This is a genomic window from Mycobacterium sp. NGS15, from assembly GCF_059813245.1.
Genome location: NZ_JCALEF010000006.1, coordinates 530,380 through 548,020, shown reverse-complemented (window position 1 = coordinate 548,020; position 17,641 = coordinate 530,380). Strand labels below are relative to the sequence as shown.

Here is a 17,641-nt window from a genome sequence, read left to right as displayed (position 1 = left end):
CTTGGGGCTATAGCGCAGTTGGTAGCGCGTCTCGTTCGCATCGAGAAGGTCAGGGGTTCGATTCCCCTTAGCTCCACCATGAACCCCCGGCTTGCCGGGGGTTTTTCTTTACCGCGACACGCGCGAGACGGAGCCCAATTCAGTCCGTGGATTCGTCGGGTGATTCGGCTTCCGTGCGAGATTTCGCGGTGCGGCCCGGGTTACCGATACGGCGGTTGAGTGCATACACAGGAGCTGCTGCCCGGGCCACCAACGGCGGTATCGCCTGTCGTGCCCTGCGGGTATTGAAGAGCCCAGCGTTCATGCCGATACCGATAAAGGTCATCGCCACGATCACTGCTATCCCGACGAACGTTGTCGTCATACGCCCCACAGTATCGTCAAGCGCTGACCTGTGCTTCGAGGCTGTGGCGTGGGTAGTCAGGACCGCGCGAGGCGCCGAGCACCAAGCCAGCCGATCCCGGCAACCGCCGCCGGGACCCCGAACACCGCCAGCAACACCGGGAGCTCCTCGGCAACGCCATATCCGGCCTCGAAGACGCCCACGCTCATGTTGAATACGGCAACGCTGGCCCAGGCAACCAGGAAATGGGTGACGGCGTCCTGAATTCCGACTCTCTTGACCAGAGCGCCGACGGCGAGGAACACCAGTGCTGCGATAACTCCGACGATGATGATGATCGCGGTCCGGCTCATAGCCGTGAACTCTAGGTCATCGGATCCGCGACGGGGCTATGTCGAACGCTCGGGTGAAGGCGTAGGAGAAGGCGGCGGGTGTGGCATAGCCGAGCCGCCCGGCAACCTGGCTCACCGACTGCTGCCGCAGCAGCGGTACCGCTGCGAGTAGTCGCGCCCGTACCCGCCACGCCGCTGGGCTCATCGCGACCTCATCGCGGAACCGGCGAGTCAGCGAGCGCTCGCTGGTGTTCAGGCGGTGCGCCCATTGAGCATTGGAGACCGAGACATCCGGAGCGTCGAGGTACTCGTGACACAGCCGCGCCAGGTCGGGTGACCGCGGCACATCGACATGCAACGGCAGCGCGGTGAAGGACGCCAGTTCATGCAGCAGGAGTGCGGTAAGCGCTCCGTCGCGTCCCGCGAGGTCGTAGTCGGCGGCCAGATCTGCTGCTGCGCTGAGAAGTTCGTGCATCAATGGGCCGACGTCGACGACCACGCACGATGACGGCCACCACGGAACGGCCGACGGCTCAATATAGAGGCTGCCGGTGCGCACCTCCAGCATTCGCACTCGATGACGGGTGCGCGCGGGGATCATGACGGCGCGACGCGTGGGCACCGTCCAGGTTCCGGCATCGGTGTCGACGATCATCGTGCCGGTGGTTCCGTAGAGGAACTGGGCACGTCGATGCTCGTGCCAATCCAAGAGCTGCCCGTTGGCGTAGTCGGTGCTGATGGGCAATACGTCGTGGGGCAGGTGGTCGACATCGGCGAGCGGTACGTTCCGCATCCCACCAGGATATGGCTGAAACTCGAATGAATTGAGCCAGCATTCGATTGTCTGCACGCGTCATGCCGGTTGGACTGGTCCAATGAGCGTGATCGTGTTGGTGGTGATCGGAGTTCTGACGGGGCTCACCACGGTGCTGTTCGGTTTCGGCGGCGGATTCGTCACCGTCCCAGTGATTGTCTGGGTGGACGGTGCATGGGGTGGGGCAGCGATGCACGTGGCCGTGGCGACCTCGGCGGTCGTCATGGTGGTCAACGCGGCGGTAGCCACCGTGGCGACCTCACGTACTACGTTGGTGTACTTGAGAAGTGCGGTAGCGCTCATTGCCTTGCTGGGGTGCGGGGGTGCTCTCGGAGCGGGACTGGTCAGGCTGGCGCCTCCGCACCTCACCACGTGGGGATTCGTGGCCTATCTGATGATCACGATCGCCGATGTGCTGCTGCGCCCCGGATTCCTGCACCGCCCCACCGTGATTGACGGCCCCCAACGGGAGTTCGCCATCTCGCCCATGTTGGGCGTCCCCATCGGTGCGACCGCCTCATTCCTGGGGGTGGGGGGCAGTGTGATGACAGTTCCCTTGCTCCGCCGCAATGGTCAGCCGATGAATACGGCTACCGCGCTGGCGAATCCGTTGACGCTGGCGATCAGCGTGCCGGCGTTGGCGGTCTTTCTTGGAAGCGCGTCCGCTGCGGTGACGCATGAGCCGTACCTCGTCGGTGCGGTGGATTTCCGCTCTGCCGCTGCGCTTCTGATCGGTGCGCTGCCGGTGGTGGTGTGGCTGCGGCGGCGGCCGCCCCGGCTTCCCGACACCGCGCATGCCTGGGCATATGTCGGACTGCTGATCATGTCGGCCGTTGCCATGGTGCTGTCTCCTGGCGCGTTCTGGCGCGCCACGTAGCGTCGTGGGCATGCCGTCTCTCGACCTGCAGCGGCTCGCGCCCTCGCTCTACCGTCTGCGTATTCCGGGCGGTCGGGCGCATCTACTGAACTGCTATCTCTGGCTGGGGCCCGACGGGGTGACGCTCGTCGATACCGGGTGGCCGGACAGCGCGGCGTTGATCGAACAAGCACTTCACCGTCTCGGTAAGGACCGCGCGGATCTTGCCCGGATCGTGCTCACGCATTTTCACGAGGACCATGTCGGGGCCGCCGCGGAGATCGCCGCCTGGTCGCAGGCCGAAGTGATTGCGGGGGAAGATGACTCACCCTTTGTCGCAGGAGAGGGGCGCGGTCCGCTACCTGTGTTGACCGCCGGGGAGCGGGCCCTGCGTCCGGGGTTCGAGGAGCCGCCGCATGGACCGGCATGCCGCATCGATCATCCGGTGCGGGACGGTGACGTCCTGGACTTCGCGGGCGGTACCCGCGTCATCGTGGTGCCGGGCCACACCCCGGGCAGCATCGCCCTCTACCTGCCCGCGGCCGATGCCGTGCTGACGGGTGATGCGGCGGCCGAGTTCAACGGACAGGTCATCCTCGGTGTCTTCAATACCGATTGGGAGGCCGCGGTGAACTCCCTTGCCAGACTGGCTGCCACCGGAGCGAACATCGCCGGATTCGGCCACGGTGAGGCCGTCCTGCAGAACGCCGCCGCTCAGATTGCCGCGGCGGCGGACGCCTTCGCTCCAGATTTCACCTGATCGACGCCGATCACCCAGGGATTTCCCAGGTTGACCCTCCATAATCTTCAGATGGCGCGGACAGCATGGGTCGGATCAGGCCTTCTCACCCTTGTCGCGGTTGCCGGCTGCTCTCATCCCGTCAGTCCGGTCACGCAAACATCCGCTCCAGAGGTGACCGAGCTCAAAGTCAATGCTGCGGCAGCAGATTCGCTGTTCGCCGGGCTCGATGAGATCAAATCCCTCGGCTTTCCCACGGCAGACAAGACACAGACCGACTCGGCGCCGATCTACGGGCCCGCCGTCGACCCTGGGGATCCGTGTGGGTTGTTGCACGCGACATCACAAGGCGACGTGGGCGATGGCTGGCAAGCATTCCGTCAGCTCAATGTCGGCAGCACGACCGACCCGCATCAGATGCTGCACGAGGTCATCGCGATCTATCCTGACAAGCCCGCTGCCCAATCGGAATTTCGGCGGCTGACAGAGGCATTCACCAAGTGCAGGGCGCAGTCGCCCGATGCGTACACCTTCGGTATGCATAACCCGATCACGATCACGTGGGCCGACAGCACCGGTGCCACGCGCGTGCACACCACGGGCAATGTGGTGTACGGGGTGACCTCCTCGGGCGCCACCGACAACGCCGAGGTCGCCGGTCAGGTTGCCAACCAGTTGAAGACGAACATCATCGACCCTGCTTAGAACCACCGTTCACTCGGTACTGTCCCGGTGTGCTTACCGAGCTGTATCACGGTGCGATCATCTTCTTAGTAATCCTGGCCGTCGTCACCTTCGTCAGTGGTTTCTGGTTCACCAATCCCTACGGCCGGTTCGCCAAACCGGACGAGAGGTTCACCGCCCCCGCGAAGATCGGTTGGCTGATCTTCGAATGTCCGCAGTGGTGGGCGTTCACGGTCACCTTCTGGATCGTCGCGCATCACCACGGTGCACCGGCGCTCGTGCTGTACATCCTGTGGCAGTGCCACTACCTGTATCGCGGACTGATCTATCCGCTCTCCCGCAAGGGCAGCGGAAAACGTTTCCCCTACAGCGGGATCGCGTTCGGCTTCGTCTTCAACGCGGTCAATGGTTTCGCCAACGGATACGCGGTCGCCTTTGCCGCGCATCTGCAGAGCTCCGCCTGGTTCACCGATCCCCGGTTCTTCCTCGGTGCACTTGTCGCGGTCGCCGGCTGGATCGTGAACTTCCAGGCCGACCGCATTCTCATCAACCTGCGATCCGATGGCTTCGAGGGGTACCGCATTCCGTACGGCGGTGCGTTCACATGGGTGTCGGCGGCCAACTACTTTGGCGAGATCATCCTCTGGGCGGGCTGGGCGCTCATGGCGTGGACGCTGCCCGGGCTGGTTTTCGTGTTGTTCTCGATCGCCAATCTGCTGCCGAGGGCGCTGTCGATCCACCGGTGGTATCGCGAGACCTTCCCCGACGAGTACCCGCGCGAGCGCAAGGCCATCGTTCCCGGGCTGCTGTAAGGACCTAAGCCCTTAACTTTTACGCACTACTTCAAAACGTAAGCGTTTCGTGTAACACTGAGTTACACGATCAATGTGGAGGTGTGTGCGAGATGGCTGCTCCGGTAACGGCCTCATACCCGAAGACGCGGCGCATCAGATTTTGGTTTGGTGACCCCGTCCCGATGCGAAGGCACTTCGCCGACAACGACATCGCGTTGAGCCATGTACTGGCGGGCGCCTCCGCGGTGTTCCCGCCTGGGGAGGAGTTCTTCGTCCGATCGGTGCGTCGCTACGCCGACAGGATCACCGAGCCGACGCTCAAGAAACGCGTCGCCGGGTTCATCGGTCAGGAAGTCACTCACGGCCTGCACCATCGCGAGCTCAACGAGAAGCTCACGGAAATGGGTTATCGCAGCAAGATGGTCGAGACAATAGGGCGGCGCTCCGGCAAGGTTGAAGACCTCGTCGACAAGTACCTGCCCAACATGGACCGCCTCAAGTACGTCCGACTGACCATGCTCGCCGCCACCGCAGCGCTTGAGCACTACACCGCGGTTCTGGCCGAGCGGCTGCTCGAGAGCGGGGAGCTGCAAGGCATGGTGACCGACGACGAGGTGCGGAATCTGTTGTACTGGCACGCCATCGAGGAGTTGGAGCACAAATCGGTGGCCTTCGACGTCTACCGTGCGGTCGGCGGGCCCGAATGGCTACGGCGTGCGGTGATGGCCGTCATCTGGACAGGTACGGTGCCATTCGCCACGGCGGGCTCGTGGTTCTCCATCGCGTGGAGTGATCCGGACGGCCGGCGCCAGCCTGGACGGGTGCTCCGCGAAACGGTCGGCCTGGTCCGGGGACCGCTGCTGAACGACGGGATGATCGGCAGGTTGGCCGTCTATATGAAGAAGGACTTCCACCCCGACGATCTCGACACCGAGGCGCTCCTGGACCAGTGGCGCGCCGAACTGTTCGGCGCCGAGGGCGCATTGGTCGATCATCTGAAGTAGAGACAACAATGCCCCGGGCTTGTGGCCCGGGGCATTGTCAGGTTACTGCTGTGTTTGTTCAGCAGCTCAGCGCGACATGCGCGACCTTGCGATCGACCGTCGGCACGGTGGTGGGGTTGTTTCGCACGTCACGTGCTGCTTGCACGTTGTTGACGGGCGACTCCTGTGTGACCGACTCGACGGTGCACTTGGTCAGGTCACCGGCACCCGTCTTGGAGACGATCACTCGGTACCCGTTGGACTTGAGGTCATTGATGACGGCGTTGGCATCGCCCGATCCGCTTGGTCCGGCGAGTGCGACACTTGCCGATCCCAGCGATGCACCGATGATGCCAGCTGCGGCAATACCTGCAAATAACAATTTCTTCACGATTTCACTCCTCTCGCCTCGTTCCCCGTGGCCCACGTGTTACGCAGATGTGTCCGCATACCACACAAAGACCCAATTCCCGACTCGCTGAATCATCAACGTTCGTGAATCTGTCCAGTCCAACGCGGTAATACCCAGATTGATTCCCGGTCGGCGAAATTAACGCCAAATTCACAGCCGGGGCTTCGCGCCCTCTTAGGCGGACCGCGTAACGGGACCTGCGAGCGCGCAGCACTCAGCGAACCGGCAAATCGGGTTAGGTAAGGCTAACTAGACGTTGCAGTTAAGGGATATGTACACCAATTTGTGGTCAAGCACCCGAACCGGCAGCACCAGCCATTTGCCGCTGGGCATCCAGGTGCGCTGATACTCGGTGCGATAGACGTCCTGCCCGTTGCGGATGTTGGACACCGTGCACTTGTTGGTTGGGGCGGAGCCGTTTCGGTCGATGATGACTTGGTAGCCCTGCGACTGGTACTGGTTGATGACCGACTGTGCGTCATCGGCGAGTGCCGTCCCGGGGGTCAGGGTCATCAACGCGCCGACGCCCACTGTCATCAGACACAACCGTGTCAGCCTAACCACCGTCTTCATCTCACACCGTCCTCACAGTTTCTAACTCTTGGCCACACAGACATTGTTCCCTATAGGTGCCATCGATTTTTCGGTCTGAATCGATACAGTGGCCGGGTGTCGAAGCCGGTGACCGTCAAGAGCTGGGGAATCTGGGCCACCTGTGCGCTTGCGCTCGCGGTGCCGGGTTGTAGTCGAACCGTCCAGGATCCCGTCAATCACAATGTCAAGATCGGCAACATTGCCGCGCTGAAGAGTCAGTTCGGGCCGGAGTTCGCCATCAAGACGATGGAACCAGCGGGGATGGATCCCAAGCTGCTCTCGCCCGCGCCGCTACCGGCGGGGATGACGGTGGACCCCGCAGGCTGTGCCAAATACAGCGGCGGCAGTGCCGTACCGGCCGGGCTCAAGGGAAACATGGCCGCGCTCACCGCCACGGGGGCGGGAAATCGGTATGTGGCGGTAGCGGTGGAGACTTCCCAGGAGGTCCCGTTCGATCCTGCCGTGTCGGAGGAATGCAAGAAGGTTGGTTTCCGCGGCAACGGAATCGTGGGGCAGACCGAGGTGGTCGACGCACCCGCCATCGACGGTGCCCGCACGCTCGGCATGAAGCGTGACGTACTCAGTGGTACCTCGGGCAAGGCCGTCGGCCAGGAGGTGCTGAACTACTCGGCATATCTCGGCCGCTACATGGTGGTGGTCACGGTCAGTCCGGTCGCGGTGGGCAATGTGCCGCCCGCGCTGCCGGACGGCAAGCGCGCGTCGGATCTACTGGTCAAGGCGGTAGCCGCCGTCCGTTCTTAGCGCACGTCGCGGGGCCGGTACTGCAGGCTGATCCGCGGACCCACCGGTTTGGACGTCTTCGGGATGGCATGTTCCCACGTTCGTTGGCAGGTGCCTCCCATCACCAGAAGATCGCCATGGCCCACGGCGATGCGGACCGAGTCTCCGCCGAGCCGCGGCCGTAGCGCGAATGTGCGCGTCGCGCCGATGCTTACGATCGCCACCATGGTGTCCTCGCGGAGGCCCCGCCCGATGGTGTCGCCGTGCCAGGCGACGCTATCGGTGCCGTCGCGGTATTGGCACAGGCCCACTGTGGTGAACGGCTCGCCGAGTTCGGGGCCGTACTCGCTGTTGAGGCGGTCGCAGATGGCCTCCAGCACCGGGTGCGGCGGGGGGCCCGCGCTCAGATCGTGGAAGCTGACCAGCCGGGGGACATCGAGGGTGCGGTCGTACATGCGGCGGCGCTCGGCACGCCACGGCACCTGTGCCAACAACTGGCCCAGGAGGTGGTCCGCACGTCCGAGCCATTCATGGTGCACCTCAAGCCAAGCGCCGCCCGCCAATTCGCGGCGCGGGACCGGTGGTGCGCCGAACAGGGATGCCTGCACAGCGTGTGGAGAGGCTGTCACCCACTCATAGTATCGCACACATGTTCGATTTGCCTGACAGGCTAGCGTCTTCTCATGACGGATGCTCCAGTGCTGGGTGCCAATTCAGAGGTGGGGCGGCTGCGGGCGGTCGTGTTGCACCGGCCCGGCGACGAGCTCAAGCGGCTGACTCCGCGCAACAACGACCAGCTGCTGTTCGACGGGCTGCCCTGGGTGGCGCGTGCTCAGGAGGAGCACGATGCCTTTGCCGAGGTGCTGCGTTCGCGTGGTGTGGAGGTGTTGCTGCTCTCCGAATTGTTGCGCGAGGCGCTGGTCAGTGGTGCCGCCCGAGTGCAGGGCATATCGGCGGCGGTCAACGCGCGCAGACTGGGTTACGCTCTGGCGCAAGATCTTTCGGGGCATCTGAGGTCGCTGGAGGCCGCGGACCTTGCCTACGTGCTGATGTGTGGGATGACGTTCGACGAGCTGCCGGTGGGAGGCAAGGTGGCACAACCGTCGTTGGTGCGCACCATGCACCATGGATCGGATTTCGCCATCGAGCCGCTGCCCAACCTGCTGTTCACCCGCGATTCGTCGTTTTGGATCGGTCGCAAATTCGCGATCACCTCGCTGGCTCTTCCGGCGCGGATGCGCGAGACCTCGCTCACCGATCTGATCTATGCGCATCACCCGCGGTTCCTCGGAGTGCGCCGGGCCTATGAGTCGCATTCCGCCCCTGTCGAAGGTGGCGACGTGCTGCTGCTGGGCCCCGGGGTGGTGGCGGTCGGCGTAGGGGAGCGCACCACGCCTGCCGGTGCGGAAGCCTTGGCGCGCAGCCTATTTGACGACGATCTCGCCCACACTGTGCTTGCGGTGCCCATAGCGCAGGAACGGGCGTCGATGCATCTGGATACCGTGTGCACCATGGTCGATGCCGATGCCGTCGTGATGTATCCGGCGATCCAGGATTCGTTGTCGGCATTCACTATTCGCCGCACCGACAGCGGGGTCAGCATCTCGGGTTCAGCTCCATTCGTGGAAGCGGCGGCCGATGCGATGGGCATCGGCAAGCTGCGCGTCATCGATACCGGTCTGGATCCGGTGACCGCTGAGCGCGAGCAATGGGACGACGGGAACAACACCCTGGCGCTGGCCCCTGGTGTGGTCGTCGCCTATGAGCGCAATGTGGAAACCAATGCGCGGCTGGAAGCTTCTGGCGTTGAGGTGCTGGCCATCTCGGCGTCGGAATTGGGTACCGGCCGGGGCGGGCCGCGCTGCATGTCCTGCCCGGTATCGCGTGATCTGCTCTAGCGCCAGCTGGGCAGCCACATCTCCATGTTCCACATGAACGGTGAGATCGCGGCGCCGGTGAGTATGGGATACAGCCACGCGAAGTTGGTGACCACCAGCGCCAGATAGAACGTTGCGATGAACATTCGCAATTTTTTTCGCTCCGGATTGGCAACCGGCTTGCGTAGGAAGTCGCCGATGATGAACGCGATCATCATCACCAGGAACGGCACCATCGGGGTGGCATAGAAGAAGTACATCTGCCGATCGATGTTCCCGAACCAGGGCAGCCATCCCGCGCAGTAGCCGACCAATGCCGCGGCGTAACGCCAGTCGCGCCGAACCACCGTCGCCCAGGTGGCCCACAGCAGCACCGGAACCGCGAGCCACCAGATGGCCGGGGTGCCGACCAACAACACCGCGCGCACACAGGAATTGGCGCCGCAGCCGGGGATGTTCTTGTCCTCGATGGCGTAGAGCAGGGGACGCAGCGACATCGGCCACGTCCACGGCTTGGACTCCCACGGATGATGGTTGCCGTTGGCGTTGGTCAGCGTCGAATGGAATGTGTAGACGCTGTGCGTGTAGTACCAGAGCGATCGGAGGGCGTCGGGCACCCAACCGCCGACCCCGATCTGGCGTCCCTCGGCATGCCGGTTGATGCCCGTCTCGGAGGCGAACCACGACCAGTACGAGGCCATGTATACGACGAACGGAATAACCAGCAGCGCATACAAAGCCGGCCCCAGATCGCGGACCGCGGTGCCGGCCCATGGCCGTTGCACCCCGTACGCGCGCCGTGCCGCAATGTCGAATGCGATGCACAGGACTCCGAAGAACGCGATGAAGTACAGTCCCGACCACTTTGTGCCGCAGGCCAAACCGAGCAGGATCCCGGCGCCGAAACGCCACCAGCGCACTCCCAGACGCGGACCCCATACGGTCTCACCGATACGCCCCTCGAGGTATGCGTTGTACAGCCGTTCCCGTACCTGATCCCGGTCGACGATCAGTGCTCCGAAGGCGGCCACCACAAAGAGCGCCTGATACACGTCAAGCAGTGCGGTGCGCGCGGTGACGAAGCTGACGCCGTCCGCGATCAGCAGCAGCCCCGCGACGGCGCCCATCATCGTGGACCTGCCGATCCGCCGGGCGATTCTGGCGACCAGCAGCACCAGGATGGTGCCCGAGAGTGCGGCGGCGAACCGCCAGCCGAACGAGTTGTATCCGAAGAGCCATTCGCCGACGGCGATCATCTGCTTGCCGACGGGAGGGTGCACGACGAGCCCGTAGCCGGGGTTGTCCTCGACGCTGTTGGTGACGACCTGCCAGCCCTGCGGCACGTAGTGCTTCTCGTCGAAGACGGGGGTGCCGCGGTCGGTGAGTGCGCCCAGATTGATGAACCGGGTGAGAGCCGCGATGGCCGTGATGACGGCGGTCATCACCCAGCCCTGAAACCGGTCGGTAGGGCCGAAGTCTGCGGGCGGTGTCCGGGGCCCGGGCGACTGGAGATCCGACTCGGCTGCCGAGGTCGGCGGCAGGGTTGCGGGCACGGTCACACGGTCGATCGTAAGGGAGAACCCGAGACCGGCATCGTGGTGCGGCGGGCTGGGGCACCTCCCGCATGCGGGGGCGAGCGACGGTGGCGGGGGACTTACTCTTGCGGGATGGGGAACTTGCTGCTGGCGGCGACACCGTTGGGGGAGCCCGGGGATGCCTCGCCTCGATTGCGTGAGGCGCTGGCCAGTACGTCAGTGGTGGCCGCCGAGGACACCCGTCGTGTTCGGGCGCTCGCTAAATCGCTGGATGTGCAGATCAGCGGACAGATCATCAGTTTCTACGACCAGAACGAGGCCAGCCGTATCGAGCCGCTGCTGGCCGATCTGGAGGCCGGGTACGACGTACTGGTGGTCAGCGACGCGGGAATGCCGTCGATCAGTGACCCGGGATATCGCTTGGTCGCCGCGTGCGTGAAACGGGGGATACCGATCACGTGTCTGCCCGGGCCGTCGGCGGTGACAACCGCGTTGGCCGTCTCGGGGCTCCCGGTGGACCGTTTCTGTTTCGAGGGATTCGCCCCCCGTAAGCAGGGGGCGCGGAGGCGCTGGCTTGCCGAGCTTGTGGCGGAGCCCCGCACCTGTGTGTTCTTCGAGTCGCCGCGACGGCTGGCGGAGACGCTGATTGATGCGGTGGAGGTGCTGGGACCGGAACGCCGTGCCGCGGTGTGCCGCGAGCTGACCAAGACACATGAAGAGGTGTTGCGGGGCACCCTGCGCGAGTTGGCCGCCTGGGCCGAGGGTGATGTGCTCGGGGAGATCACGGTGGTGCTCGACGGTGGTCGCCCCGCTGTCCCCGAAATCGACACCCTGGTGGCCCGGGTTGAGGAGCTGATGGACGATGGCATGGGGTTGCGGGAGTCCTGCGCGATGGCGATCGGCGAATCCGGCGCGGCGCTATCGAGGCGCGACCTTTACGACGCGGTGGTCAAAGCGCGGGCTTGAGTGCCGCGATCGCGGTGAGGTCGACGGTGGCGGCCGCCTTGTGTAGACACTCCTGCCATTCGGCATCGATATCGGAGTCGGCGGTGATGCCGCCTCCCACACCGAGCACGGCGGTGCCGTCGGGTGCGATCTCCACGGTGCGGATCGCGACGTTGAGTTCCAGGCCGGCCGCGGGTGAGAGCATGCCGACGGTGCCGCAGTACACGCCGCGGTGATCCGATTCCCATTGGCGCAGTAGTTGGCGTGCACGGGTTTTGGGCGTCCCGGTTACCGAGGCGGGCGGGAACGTGGCCGCCAGTAAGTCTCCGGCGGTCGCCTCCTCGGGTATTCGGGCAGCGACGGTGGACACCAGATGCCACACGCCCGGTGCCGGGTGGATGGCGAGAAGCTCGGGAACGGTGACGGTCCCGGTGACGGCGATGCGCCCGAGGTCGTTGCGCACCAGGTCGGTGATCATGATGTTCTCGGCGACATCCTTGACCGAGTTCAACAGCGCGGCGGGGTCCTCGCTCGCGGCCAGGGTGCCCTTGATGGGGCTGGAGCGGACGTCGACGCCATTGCGCCGCAAGAATAATTCGGGTGACAACGAGGCCACGGCACCCCAGGCGCCGGAGATGAATGCGGCGCGTTCCGGTGCGGTCCGGGTGATCGCGTCGGCGAAGAAGTCCAACGGTTCGCCCGCCAGTGCGCCGCGGAACTGCGTGCACACACAGGCCTGGTATACCTCGCCGGCCGCTATGGCCTCGAGGCAGCGGCCGACGGCAACGCGGTGATGGTCACGGTCGGGGTCCGTCCAGTCGATGAACCACGGGGCGGGATCACGGGGGTGGGACAGTGCCTGGAGTATCCAATCCGGACAGCCCTCATCCAAAAGGCTTTCGTACCACCAGCATTCGTCATTGTCTAGCCGTAGCACCGCATCGGTCCAGCCGCCGGCGGCGGCAGGGAGCCGTCGTGCCTGGCCGCCGGTGGGCAGGTCCGGATATCCGAGATAGCCGATCCAGCCGCCGCCCACAGCGCCCGGTGGAACAAAGTCCACATGAGAAACCTTGCTGCTGAACGCTTGTCGTGGCAACACCGGCTGTGTGTACAGCGATGGGGAGATGATCGCCCGCGAATCGAACCAGGATCCGATCAATGCGGCGGGTGCTGGTCGTGCGGTCGCGCGGGTGGCACCGGCAAGAGCTCGTAGCACGGCCGGCGGCGCACCGAGGTTGCCGAGCTGCTGGACGCGCACGGTGCAGTGCTCTTCGCGCAAGCGGCTCATCGACCCAGTTTCTCTTCGCGCAAGCGGCTCATCGACCCAGTTTCTCTTCGCGCAAGCGGCTCATCGATTTAGTTCCTCTTCGCGCAAGCGGCTCATCGACCTAGTTTCGCAGACCCTTCACCAGGATCGCGCGGGTGTACAGCAGTGAGAAGCCCTGCCGCTGGGTGTTCTGCTGAGACTTCGACCCGGGCTGGGTGGTGACCACCGCCAGGTCCGCGCCGCCGCGGGCGGCCTCGTGAAGCCGGGTGGTCAGCAGTGCCGTCTGGATACCACGCCGGCGGTGTGGGGCGGCGGTCGCCGCACCGTTCAGTTGAGCCACTCCGTCGAGGATGCGCATGCTTGCGCCGCCGGCGACAGCGCCCTCGCGGAGGGCGATGTATCGCTGCTCGCCCTGCACCGTGGACAGTGCGGCGATCGCGTGGGAAAGCACCTCGCGCGGAAATGATTCGTGAGAAGCCACGCCTTGGCCATCGGGCACCGCGAACCCATCGACGACCACGTCGAGCCAGCTGGTCAGTTCATCGGTCCCGCTGTGACGCACCGTGATGCCGTCGGGAATCACCGGCGCTGGGACATCGACCAGGGAAAGTCCGAGGACATCCTCGAAAGACACCAGCAGGTAGCCCCGCCCGGTGAGCAGCTCGCAGATCGCGGGATCGGCCAGGCTCGCGATTTCGGCCTGCACCGGGGCGCCACGTTCAGCGAACTCCCGCTCGACGGCGTCGAGCTCGAATTCGGTTGGTACACCGTTGAATCCGAGTCCGGCGAGTTTGTTCATCGGGGAGTCCGGTCCGGCGTACGACGCGATGCCCTCTGCCAGCGGTATCAGGAGACCGTCCTTGCACCTCGCGGTTCCGGCGGCGATGGTGTCGGCTTCGGCGCATTCAATGCGCGCGGCAGTGTCGATATCACAGAACACGCCGGTGATTGTGTCCGATAAGCCGCCCGGATCGCCACGGGTTATCTGCTGATGTGACGCGCTGTTTCGGCGGTGGCCAGCTTGTCGGGGTTGCGGATCGCGAAAACATGCGCCACCTTGCCGTCCGTGATCGAGACGGCCAGCACGGCGTCGAGACGTCCTTCGGTATAGATCAACAGGGCAGGTGTGCTGTTGTAGGTGCTCAGCTCCATGCGGACATCGGGGAACGAGGCGGCCGCTCGCGACAGCCCGATGGCGACGCGTGCGACTCTGTCTGCCCCGTATACCGGACGCCGTGCGGCGCTGACCTTGCCGCCGCCATCAGATGTCCACACCGCATCGGGGGCAAGCATTTCGACCAATGCATCGACATCGCCACCCGCTGCGGCCAGCAGGAACTTCGTGGTCAGTTCCTCGGCTTGCTGGTCGGTGGGGGTGAACCGGCGTCGGCGCGACTGCACGTGCTCCCGGGCGCGGTGCGCCATCTGGCGCACCGCGGACTCCGACTTGCACACGGTGGCGGCGATTTCGGAGTAGTCGAAGCCAAAGACCTCCCGCATGACGAACACGGCACGCTCATCGGGTGCCAGGGTTTCCAACACCACGAGCATCGCCATCGACACCGACTCGGCCAGGACCACATCGGTCGAGGCGTCCGCGGGGTCGCCCTCGAAGGTCACCCGTACCGGCTCGGGCAGCCAAGGACCCACGTATTCCTCGCGCCGACGGCTGTTGGCGCGCAAGGTGTTCAGTGATTGACGGCTGACGATCTGCGCCAAGTAGGCCTTGGTGTCGGTGACCGTGCTCAGATCCACCTGCGCCCACCGCAGATAGCTCTCCTGCAGTACGTCATCGGCTTCCGTTGCCGAGCCCAGCATTTCGTACGCGATGGTGAACAACAGCGGGCGCAGGTGGGTGAACAGCTCGGCGTGAGTGGCCTCGGACACCGCTAGGCCTGCACCTTGAGGGCTTCGGCGCGTTTGGCGCCCTGCGGCCAGTAGTAGGCCTTCGGATGCTTGGCGGCTTGCTTCAGGAAGTAAACCGTTCCCCGGCAGACCATTTCCTTGATGGCCGCACCGGCCCGGCCGCCGATGAATAACTTGCGCGGAGTGTCGTCGGCCCGTGAGGTCTGGATGACGGCGGCACGGCGTCCGATGCTGACGTTCTGCCCGACGAAGATCTGTCCGCCCTCCACTGGCTGCAGCCCGTCTACCAACGCCAGCACAGTCTTGGCCGCCCGCGCGGCCAGCGGCCCGGCGGCCTGGCAGCTCATCCGCAGCGGCACCCCTGAGGGACTGGCCGCGTCACCGGCCGCGACGATGCGGGGGTGGTCGACGCTCACCAGCGTTTCATCGGTGAGCAGTCTCCCCAGTGGGTCTGTCCGCAGTCCGCTGTCAGTGGCCAGCTGCGGTACGCCAAATCCGGCGGTCCACACCGTCAGCGCACTCGGCAGTTCGCGTCCATCGGCCAGGGTCACCGAATGCTCGTCCACCCGGGTGACAGTGGCGGGCAACAGCGCCTCCACACCGAGTTCGGCCAGCCGCTTGGTAACGGCACGCCGTGCCGGTTCGCCCATGGATGGCACCGCCTGGGTGCCGCAGACCAGGGTCACCCGTCGGCCCGCTTCGGCGAGTTCTCCGGCCAGCTCCACACCGGTAAGGCCCGCGCCGACGACCACGATCGGTGCCTCCGGTGCGAGCCGCTCATAGCGGGCGCGTACCTGCTGGGCATGTTCGAACTCGTTGATGGACAACGCATGTTCTGCCACACCCGGAGTTGTCGAGGTGCTTGCGGTGCTGCCCACGGCGTAGACGAGGTAGTCATAGGGCAGCACTGCACCCGACTCGAGTTCCAGTTTTTGGGCGCCGGCGTCGATGCGGGTGACCTTGTCGATCACGAGGCGGATCGCCGGATTGAGCAGCTGGTCATAGTCGACCGTCGCATCCCGGTTCCCGGCGACCAGCTGGTGCAGGCGGATCCGTTCGACGAAGTGTGGTCGAGGATTGACAAGGGTCACGGTCAGGTTCTTGTTGGCGAGCAATTGGTTGGCCGCCAGAGTTCCCGCGTAGCCCCCGCCGATCACGATCACTGTGGTGTTCTCGGTCATTTCGGTGACTTCCTTTCAGTCGCTGATGCCCTTAAGACACCGGTGCGATGAAATCTGTGACAGACCGTGACCGGGATCACGTGTGCCCTACTTGGGCACCTGATACTTCGGGAACACACCCGTCGGCGCAGGCAGGCTCACGCCGGCCTTCAGCCGGGTCCCGATGGCAGCGAAGTCCCGCTGATCTTCGGACTGGCCCAGCAGGTCCAGCAGTGTGGCCGCGGACTCGGGCATGACCGGCTGCGTCAGCAGCGCGACAATCCGCACCACCTCCAGCGTGGTGTACAGGACGGTGCCGAATCGTTGTTGGTCGGCCGCGTCCTCACTCTTACCCAGCACCCATGGTTCCTGCGCGGAGAAGTAGCGGTTACTTGCGCTCAGCACCTGCCACATCGCCTCTAGTGCGAGATGCATCGCGGGCACCTCGAAGTGTGTGCGCGCCTGTTCTAACAAGCCGTCGGCGGCTGCAAGCAGTTCGATGTCCTCGGCGGTGGGTTCTCCCGGCTCCGGCACGATTCCGCCGAGGTTCTTGGCCACCATCGACAGTGAGCGCTGTGCCAGGTTGCCCAGCTCGTTGGCCAGATCGGCGTTGATCCGCCCGATCAAGCCGTCCTCGGTGTAACTGCCGTCCTGGCCGAACGGAACCTCACGCAGCAGGAAGTACCGCACCTGGTCCAGCCCGAAGGTATCGATGAGGTTGATCGGGTCCACTACATTGCCGATCGACTTGCTCATCTTCTCGCCCTTGTTGGTGAGGAAGCCGTGCGCGAAAACCCGCTTCGGCAGCTCGATTCCCGCCGACATCAGGAACGCCGGCCAATACACGGTATGGAACCGGATGATGTCCTTACCGATCATGTGCACATTGGCCGGCCAGTACCGCTGGAACAGCTCTGAATCGGTATCGGGATAACCGGCGCCGGTCAGATAGTTGGTGAGGGCGTCCACCCACACGTACATGACGTGGTCGGGATGGTCGGGTACCTGCACACCCCAGTCGAAGGTGGTGCGGGAAATGGACAGGTCACGTAGACCACCGGAGACAAAGCTGACGACCTCGTTGCGCCGCACCACCGGGCCGATGAATTCCGGATGCGCCTCGTAATGCGCCAGCAGCTTGTCCTGGTACGCCGACAACCTGAAGAAATAGGAATGCTCCTCGGTCCACTCGACCGGGGTGCCGCTCTCGGTGGCGGTACGGGTGCCGTCGGGGGCGACCGTTGTCTCGGCGTCCGTGTAGTACGCCTCGTCGCGCACCGAGTACCACCCCGAATAGGTGTCTAAATAGATGTCACCGTTGTCGGCCATCCTGCGCCAGATCGCCTTGGATGCCTCGTGGTGATCGGGGTCGGTGGTGCGGATGAACCGGTCGAAGGAGATGTTGAGCTTGCGCTGCAATGCTTCGAAGACGTCGGAATTGCGCCGCGCGAGCTGCGCCGTCGGGATTCCGGCCGCGGTGGCCGCCTGTGCCACCTTCAGGCCGTGCTCGTCGGTGCCGGTGAGATACCGCACGTCGAAGCCGTCCAGCCGTTTGAAGCGGGCGACGGCATCGGTCGCGACGTACTCGTATGCGTGCCCGATGTGCGGTTCGCCGTTCGGGTACGCGATGGCGGTAGTGATGTAGAAGGGGCCAGAAGAGTTCGGCCCTGAAGAGTTCGGAACAGATGATTCAGGCATG

General features: G+C 64.5%; 20 protein-coding genes and 1 tRNA gene. 9 read left to right on the top strand and 12 right to left on the bottom strand.

Annotated features, from left to right (window positions below; translation table 11 throughout):
* Positions 1-3 precede the first annotated feature (3 nt).
* Positions 4-79 (top strand) — tRNA-Ala (locus AC5Y5C_RS20470).
* Between the two features lie 60 nt (positions 80-139).
* On the opposite strand, the gene AC5Y5C_RS20465 is transcribed toward AC5Y5C_RS20470, so the two are convergent.
* The 3 genes from AC5Y5C_RS20465 to AC5Y5C_RS20455 are packed head-to-tail and all read right to left on the bottom strand — an operon-like array spanning position 140 to position 1,468.
* A complete protein-coding gene (locus AC5Y5C_RS20465) occupies positions 140-364 on the bottom strand; it encodes a hypothetical protein (protein WP_499975806.1) in 225 nt (74 codons plus the stop codon).
* A gap of 56 nt (positions 365-420) precedes the next feature.
* Positions 421-696 carry a hypothetical protein gene (locus AC5Y5C_RS20460; RefSeq protein WP_499975803.1) on the bottom strand — a complete coding sequence of 92 codons (276 nt, stop codon included), beginning with the start codon at positions 694-696 and terminating at the stop codon, positions 421-423.
* A gap of 16 nt (positions 697-712) precedes the next feature.
* A complete protein-coding gene (locus AC5Y5C_RS20455; protein WP_499975800.1) occupies positions 713-1,468 on the bottom strand; it encodes an AraC family transcriptional regulator in 756 nt (251 codons plus the stop codon).
* Between the two features lie 88 nt (positions 1,469-1,556).
* Between AC5Y5C_RS20455 and AC5Y5C_RS20450 the strand changes: the two genes are divergently transcribed.
* The 5 genes from AC5Y5C_RS20450 to AC5Y5C_RS20430 all read left to right on the top strand — a co-directional run bounded on the left by AC5Y5C_RS20450 (position 1,557) and on the right by AC5Y5C_RS20430 (position 5,566).
* Complete coding sequence (locus AC5Y5C_RS20450) at positions 1,557-2,366, top strand: sulfite exporter TauE/SafE family protein (protein WP_499976107.1); 810 nt, start codon at positions 1,557-1,559, stop codon at positions 2,364-2,366.
* Between the two features lie 10 nt (positions 2,367-2,376).
* On the top strand, positions 2,377-3,105 hold the full coding sequence (locus AC5Y5C_RS20445) for an MBL fold metallo-hydrolase (protein WP_499975797.1): 729 nt from the start codon (positions 2,377-2,379) through the stop codon (positions 3,103-3,105).
* Positions 3,106-3,156: 51 nt separating this feature from the next.
* Positions 3,157-3,789, top strand: coding sequence for a sensor domain-containing protein (locus AC5Y5C_RS20440; RefSeq protein ID WP_499975794.1), 633 nt, complete (start codon positions 3,157-3,159; stop codon positions 3,787-3,789).
* Positions 3,790-3,818: 29 nt separating this feature from the next.
* Positions 3,819-4,580: a phosphatidylethanolamine N-methyltransferase family domain-containing protein gene (locus AC5Y5C_RS20435; protein WP_499975792.1), complete on the top strand. Its 762-nt coding sequence runs from the start codon at positions 3,819-3,821 to the stop codon at positions 4,578-4,580.
* A gap of 92 nt (positions 4,581-4,672) precedes the next feature.
* Positions 4,673-5,566: a metal-dependent hydrolase gene (locus AC5Y5C_RS20430; protein ID WP_499975788.1), complete on the top strand. Its 894-nt coding sequence runs from the start codon at positions 4,673-4,675 to the stop codon at positions 5,564-5,566.
* 58 nt (positions 5,567-5,624) lie between these two features.
* Here the strand turns inward: AC5Y5C_RS20430 and AC5Y5C_RS20425 are convergent, their stop codons facing one another.
* Together AC5Y5C_RS20425 and AC5Y5C_RS20420 are read right to left on the bottom strand one after the other, a co-directional pair.
* A complete protein-coding gene (locus AC5Y5C_RS20425) occupies positions 5,625-5,936 on the bottom strand; it encodes a hypothetical protein (protein WP_499975784.1) in 312 nt (103 codons plus the stop codon).
* 270 nt (positions 5,937-6,206) lie between these two features.
* Positions 6,207-6,530 (bottom strand): hypothetical protein, encoded by a 324-nt coding sequence (locus AC5Y5C_RS20420; protein ID WP_499975781.1) that lies wholly within the window; start codon positions 6,528-6,530, stop codon positions 6,207-6,209.
* Between the two features lie 96 nt (positions 6,531-6,626).
* On the opposite strand from AC5Y5C_RS20420, the gene AC5Y5C_RS20415 reads away from it, so the two are divergent.
* Entirely contained in the window at positions 6,627-7,313 is a 687-nt protein-coding gene (locus AC5Y5C_RS20415) for a DUF5642 family protein (RefSeq protein ID WP_499975780.1), read from the top strand.
* Here the strand turns inward: AC5Y5C_RS20415 and AC5Y5C_RS20410 are convergent.
* Positions 7,310-7,921, bottom strand: a complete 612-nt coding sequence (locus tag AC5Y5C_RS20410; RefSeq protein WP_499975778.1) for an alpha-ketoglutarate-dependent dioxygenase AlkB family protein — start codon at positions 7,919-7,921, stop codon at positions 7,310-7,312. The genes AC5Y5C_RS20415 and AC5Y5C_RS20410 overlap by 4 nt on opposite strands.
* Before the next feature lie 54 nt (positions 7,922-7,975).
* Between AC5Y5C_RS20410 and AC5Y5C_RS20405 the strand changes: the two genes are divergently transcribed.
* Complete coding sequence (locus AC5Y5C_RS20405) at positions 7,976-9,190, top strand: arginine deiminase (RefSeq protein ID WP_499975774.1); 1,215 nt, start codon at positions 7,976-7,978, stop codon at positions 9,188-9,190.
* On the opposite strand, the gene AC5Y5C_RS20400 is transcribed toward AC5Y5C_RS20405, so the two are convergent.
* Positions 9,187-10,728 (bottom strand): dolichyl-phosphate-mannose--protein mannosyltransferase, encoded by a 1,542-nt coding sequence (locus AC5Y5C_RS20400; RefSeq protein ID WP_499975771.1) that lies wholly within the window; start codon positions 10,726-10,728, stop codon positions 9,187-9,189. The genes AC5Y5C_RS20405 and AC5Y5C_RS20400 overlap by 4 nt on opposite strands.
* Positions 10,729-10,836: 108 nt before the next feature.
* Between AC5Y5C_RS20400 and rsmI the strand changes: the two genes are divergently transcribed.
* Positions 10,837-11,670 (top strand): 16S rRNA (cytidine(1402)-2'-O)-methyltransferase, encoded by an 834-nt coding sequence (gene rsmI, locus AC5Y5C_RS20395; protein WP_499975769.1) that lies wholly within the window; start codon positions 10,837-10,839, stop codon positions 11,668-11,670.
* On the opposite strand, the gene AC5Y5C_RS20390 is transcribed toward rsmI, so the two are convergent.
* From AC5Y5C_RS20390 to metG, 5 genes are all read right to left on the bottom strand, one after another.
* Positions 11,654-12,907 (bottom strand): aminodeoxychorismate synthase component I, encoded by a 1,254-nt coding sequence (locus tag AC5Y5C_RS20390; protein ID WP_499976105.1) that lies wholly within the window; start codon positions 12,905-12,907, stop codon positions 11,654-11,656. The genes rsmI and AC5Y5C_RS20390 overlap by 17 nt on opposite strands.
* A gap of 130 nt (positions 12,908-13,037) precedes the next feature.
* A complete protein-coding gene (locus tag AC5Y5C_RS20385; protein WP_499975767.1) occupies positions 13,038-13,856 on the bottom strand; it encodes a GNAT family N-acetyltransferase in 819 nt (272 codons plus the stop codon).
* A 41-nt stretch (positions 13,857-13,897) separates the two neighbouring features.
* The gene (locus tag AC5Y5C_RS20380) at positions 13,898-14,803 is read right to left on the bottom strand and encodes an RNA polymerase sigma-70 factor (RefSeq protein WP_499975766.1); all 906 of its coding nucleotides are present in this window, start codon (positions 14,801-14,803) and stop codon (positions 13,898-13,900) included.
* Between the two features lie 2 nt (positions 14,804-14,805).
* Positions 14,806-15,963 carry an NAD(P)/FAD-dependent oxidoreductase gene (locus AC5Y5C_RS20375; protein WP_499975764.1) on the bottom strand — a complete coding sequence of 386 codons (1,158 nt, stop codon included), beginning with the start codon at positions 15,961-15,963 and terminating at the stop codon, positions 14,806-14,808.
* A gap of 87 nt (positions 15,964-16,050) precedes the next feature.
* Positions 16,051-17,640, bottom strand: a complete 1,590-nt coding sequence (gene metG, locus AC5Y5C_RS20370; protein ID WP_499975763.1) for a methionine--tRNA ligase — start codon at positions 17,638-17,640, stop codon at positions 16,051-16,053.
* Position 17,641: the final 1 nt, after the last annotated feature.